General features: G+C 35.4%; 5 protein-coding genes. All 5 read right to left on the reverse strand.

Annotated elements, in window-relative coordinates:
* Nucleotides 1-98 precede the first annotated feature (98 nt).
* The gene (locus tag WBF61_RS09600) at nucleotides 99-1,322 is read right to left on the reverse strand and encodes an amidohydrolase family protein (protein ID WP_424256018.1); all 1,224 of its coding nucleotides are present in this window, start codon (nucleotides 1,320-1,322) and stop codon (nucleotides 99-101) included.
* 50 nt (nucleotides 1,323-1,372) lie between these two features.
* Nucleotides 1,373-2,731 carry a citrate transporter gene (locus WBF61_RS09605; protein WP_424256020.1) on the reverse strand — a complete coding sequence of 453 codons (1,359 nt, stop codon included), beginning with the start codon at nucleotides 2,729-2,731 and terminating at the stop codon, nucleotides 1,373-1,375.
* Nucleotides 2,728-3,681 (reverse strand): carbamate kinase, encoded by a 954-nt coding sequence (arcC, locus tag WBF61_RS09610; protein WP_424256021.1) that lies wholly within the window; start codon nucleotides 3,679-3,681, stop codon nucleotides 2,728-2,730. The genes WBF61_RS09605 and arcC overlap by 4 nt, the downstream gene beginning before the upstream one ends.
* Before the next feature lie 4 nt (nucleotides 3,682-3,685).
* Nucleotides 3,686-4,549 carry a DUF2877 domain-containing protein gene (locus WBF61_RS09615; protein WP_424256023.1) on the reverse strand — a complete coding sequence of 288 codons (864 nt, stop codon included), beginning with the start codon at nucleotides 4,547-4,549 and terminating at the stop codon, nucleotides 3,686-3,688.
* A gap of 101 nt (nucleotides 4,550-4,650) precedes the next feature.
* A partial coding sequence (locus tag WBF61_RS09620; RefSeq protein ID WP_424256025.1) for a DUF1116 domain-containing protein occupies nucleotides 4,651-5,321 on the reverse strand: 671 nt, incomplete at its 5' end.

The raw sequence follows: 5,321 nt of genomic DNA on the forward strand, positions 1-5,321 counted from the left end.
ATAAAGAACAAAAAGACCCATGAATAAATAAAGCAATGCTTATTCATGGGCCTTTTCATGTACCTAAGTTAAAAGCAAGCTAATAACTGGTAAGATAATTAACGGTGTATAATTGTTTCTTTTGTATTCTCAACGGTAACTTTACCATTTTTGATAACAAATAATCTTGTTGGAATGTCAATAATCGCATTCTCTTTAACTTTTGTATCTAGTAAAACAACGTCTGCTTTATTTCCTACAGCAATACCGTAGTCTACTAAACCAATAGCTTTAGCAGGATTTTCTGTAATCATCGGTAAAACAGTTTTTAAATCATTTGCTCCACCTAAGTGACCTACTGGAATTGTTAGCATAGCTGTTTGTAGAATGTCACCATTTCCATAAGGTGTGAAGGCATTGCGAATATTATTTGTAGCAATACACATATTTACTCCGCCATCTCTCAACTTACGGATTGGAGTAACCGCTCTTCTGACATTGTATTCGTCATTACGAGCACCTAAGTGTAAATCTGTTGCAGGTAAAGCCATTATGCTAATACCAGCTTCAGCTAGCATTGCAATAATAGGATCTAATTCTGATTTAGGTAAAGCATGTAGTGCAGTCATATGACCAGTAGAAACTCTACCTTGGTAGCCTTCTTTAATCGTTTTTTTACACAAGTATTCAATAGACATTTTGTCTGCTTCATCACTGAATTCAGCATGCAAGTCAACTGGTTTGTTGTATTTTTTAGCGATTTCAAAAACAATATCAATGTGTTCTTCTGCCGGTGCATCGTTGTAAGGAATTCCACCCACAACATCTGCTCCCATTTCCATTGCTTCGTACATCATTTCTTCAGTTCCAGGCATTTTAATAATACCTTCTTGAGGGAATGCTACGACTTGAATATCAACTAAGTTTTTGTATTCTTCTTTTAATTGTAAAATCGTTTCAAATCCAGTGAATCCTTGAGCTGGGTCGAATTCAGAATGTGTTCTAATAGCTGTTACACCATACGGAATAATCATGTCTAATGTTCTTTTAGCACGATCATAAATATCTTCTTTTGTAAAAGTAGGTTTAAGTTCAGCTGTTACACTAATCGCTTCTTTTAGTGTTCCAGAGTTATTTGGTTTACGATCAGCAATTAAAGCTTTATCTAAATGAAGGTGACTTTCCACAAAACCAGGAACTAAAACTCTTCCTTCTGCATCGATAACGCGCTCAGCTGCTTCTGAAATTGTTTCTTCAATAGCAACAATTCTTCCATCTTGAATGGCGATATCTTTCAAGCTCTCACCATCGTTTAAACGTACATTTTTCAATAAAATATCCATTACTAAATCTCCCCTTTTTTAAATTTATACAACTACTTTTTTATAAAATTTTATGCAAAGATTAAAGAGATAACTAATAGCAATACTGAAGCTAATGTAATCCATTTAACGTTTCCTTTAACAACTTCTAGAATTGGAATACTAAATCCAGAAGATAAAGCTTGCATCGTAATGTTAACGAAACTCATTTGACTACCAAAACCAACACCGATTGTAACGAAACCTAGTGCTAGTGGAGAAAAGCCTAATGAAACGGCAACTGGTAAAACTAATGTTAAAATTGAACCAACGTAAGCACCAGCTGGAACACCGATTAAAATACCTGTTAGAACGGCAACCGGTACAACTAATGCGACAGGAGCAGCTTCAGCTACACCAGCGATTACAGCGAATGTTCCTGTTTGAGCAATAACGTTAATAAATCCTAAGAAAATACCAACTTGGAATAAACGTGTCAAGATATACGTAGAACCATCAATCATTGCTTCAACTGTTTCATTCATATTGAATTTAGAGAAGAAGAAGATTAAGGCAAGTGTAACGACCATATAAACTAGTGGAGTGAAGACTGGATAACCAACTAAGTTATTAACAACAGGTCCTAAGATTACAGCAAACAATAAGAAAACTGCTGGTAAAGTTAATTTAAATAATTCGGCATTTGATAATTTAGAATATTCGTCATTTTCTTCTTCTTTAAAACCTAAGTTACGACGTTTTGTACCAAAGAATGCTAAAACGATTGCAATAGCAACGAATAATAACCAGTAAGGACGCATTGTAGCAACGTATTCACTTACAGGAATATCGCCTAATTTTGAAACGATACTAGACTCTAATGAAGCTGGTGATGTTGTGAAAGATACAGCTGCTGCTAATGACATAGCGGCAATCAATTCTGGAACAACTCCGACTGCAGCGAAAGCTAACGGTGCAATAACCATTGCGCTTCCTCCACCAATACCTGACATATAAGTTGCGGCTGCAACTAATACTACGATAAAGGCTGAAACGTATTCTACTTTACCTTTTGTTCCTCTTTTTGCAAGTGTTAAAGCGGCAGTATACCCACCTGATTTAAACACGGCCATCGCAATAGCAGAGTTTACAATAGGAACAGTGATTGTTAACATTGTTGGAATAGCTGCTAAAAATTGAGTATTAACTTCTGCTAAACCAATTCCGCCAATAATCATAGCAAGTGCTCCACCGGCTAGACCAGCGATAATCATGTCTACTTTTAAGAATAATAAAGTCAATACAACGATTAGAGGAATAAGAGTAATAATAGCCATAAATCCAGTTGGTGCTTTAACTGCATCAATTCCTGCAGCAAATACGGTTAACGGTGTTACAATTGCAACTGCCGCATACATTAATAATAAAACTATCTTTTTTGTTAATTTCATTTTGTTCCACTCCCTAATACGATTCTTGTTCCTGAAAGACCTTCTAAAGCATCAACAGCATTTTCTAAAGAACAGATAATAGCTTCTTTACCTTGTGATGCAAAAGCAATTGCAGCTTCCATTTTTGGTCCCATACTTCCAGCTGCAAAATGTCCTTCTGCGACATATTGGTTGGCTTCTTCTACAGTAACTGTTTCTAATTTCTTTTGATCCGCTTTTCCATAATTTAAATAAACATTATTAACGTCCGTTAAAATCATGAATACATCTGCATCAACTTGTTCTGATAATCTTAAACCAGATAAGTCTTTATCAATAACTGCTTCGATTCCCGATAACAATCCTTTTTCATCAGAAACGACTGGAATTCCACCGCCACCTGTTGAAATAACGACTGTATCATTTTCAATTAATGCTTTAATTGAGTCAACACCATGAATTTTTTTAGGTTGTGGAGAAGCAACGACTCTACGGTATCCGCGGCCTGCATCTTCTGCCATATCCCATCCTTTTTCGATAGTTAATTGTTTTGATTCTTCTTCAGTGTAAAATACACCAATTGGTTTTGTTGGATTTTCAAAAGCTTTATCTGCTGCATCAACTTCTGTTTGTGTTAAAACAGTCACAACGTTGCCTGAAATGTTTTTTGAAAGCAAAGCATTTTTCAATGATTGTTCCATCATGTATCCAATAAATCCTTGTGATTGTGCACTTAAAACGTGTAAAGGCAATTGAGGAACAACCTCTTTAGCTTCTTCGTTTTGTCTTAAGATATTTCCAACTTGAGGACCATTACCATGTGTGATAATAACTTGATGTCCTGCTTTTTTAACATCTGAAATAGAATCTGTACTAATGCCTACATTTTCCATTTGATTTTCAAATGTTGCTTTTTGGTTCGGTCGTAAAATGGCGTTTCCACCAAGAGCGATAACTACACGTTTTCCCATTATATTAATATTCTCCTTTTTTCTTTATTATTCCGAAAAGCATTCCGGTCATAGTGTCCAAACCTGACGTACTTCCATTTGTCAGGATATTTCTGAAATCTACTTTAATTTGACTTCCAGAATAGTCTTCATTCAATTCCCCAACAAAAGATACAATAGACGTACTGTATTTGTGTTGAGCGGCATAACGTAAATACGTTTCTGCAACTGTAGTCGTTAGGCTCTTTGCTTCCAACAAATCCAAAAGGAAACTGCGAAAACGTTTATCTAATAGCGGAAATCCTGAGTCAATACTCATTAATCCAACTAATAAGTCATCTCCTGAAGGTGTCAATCCCATACCACGTCCTATAAAATAAAGCATGCTACTTTTTATGATTTTTTCTTCATTTGAAAAGAGTCCTTCGAGCGATTCTAAGAATGGTTTATCGTAATCAGATTCATTTAAACTTAATGGTAATTTTTGACTAAACCCATTTTTATCTAAAATTGACTCCGCTTCTTTTAAAACCAAATTGATTTGTTCTAATTCAATCTTTGATTGTTCAGATAAAATAGACTCATACAAAATACAATAATCAAATAACAAGGTCGTTTGATTGAATTTTAACTGATTATTCACATGATCAAAATAAAAAAAATCGCCTATTTTAATTTCTTTTAAAACTGCACTAGTATCCCTAGCGGTTAAATGCAAAGCAAAAGGCAGCTCTCCATTCTTATCTGTTCCTACGAAAAGTAACTGCTGATCATTCATTAAATTAAAACCGTTTTTAAAGATGCTATGCACACTCCAAGTTGTTTGTGGTTCTTGTTTCGTCTGCACGTGTTCTTTTAATTGTTTCGACATTTTTTGAATATAAATCATCGTGATCCTCTCTAATAAAAAAAGATAAAAAATAAACCAGTGTGCCCTTAAACAATGGAACTTTTAATCACACACTGGTTACCATTAAACTATTTTAAACCTTAAATGTCCATACCTAATTTTTTCGCATACGCTGTTACAGCTTTTTGGAAAGCTTCAATTGGTGGGTTAACTGTTCCTGCACCAATTTGACCTCTACCTGCAACTTTATTTGCAATACCGGTATTAATTACAGGTAGAATACCTGTTGCTACAACTTTTCTTGCGTCAATTCCTAATACCGCTCCTTTAAAGTCCCAAGTAGGGATTGAGAAGTTCGAATTATGACCAACTGTAATTTCAGTCATGTCGTTGCTTGTTTTTAATGCATCGTTAAATCCACCTGTACCAACAAAACGTGTAACTGCTGGAGCGGCAACCATTGCCATTCCACCAACACCGAATGTTTCTGTTATAGAGCTATCTCCAATATCTGGATTAGCGTCATCTTCTGAGAAACCAGAGAAGTAAAGGCCTTTAGGTGTATTAACTGGACCGGTAAACCACTCGTCTCCCATTCCACTAATACGGATACCAAAGTTTTCACCATTTCTTGCCATTGCTGTTACGATTGTTCCTTCTTCAATCATTCTTGCTCCATCCATAACCGCTTTAGAAGCTGCCATCATTGGGTTTAAGAAGAATTGATCAGTATCTGCTAAAAAGACTAGTACATCTTTACGGTCTTTTTCGCTCATATCGATTTCAGAAATAACTGGAACAACTTCTTTTA

Origin of the sequence: Carnobacterium sp., assembly GCF_049673005.1 — a bacterium.
Lineage (GTDB): Bacteria > Bacillota > Bacilli > Lactobacillales > Carnobacteriaceae > Carnobacterium_A.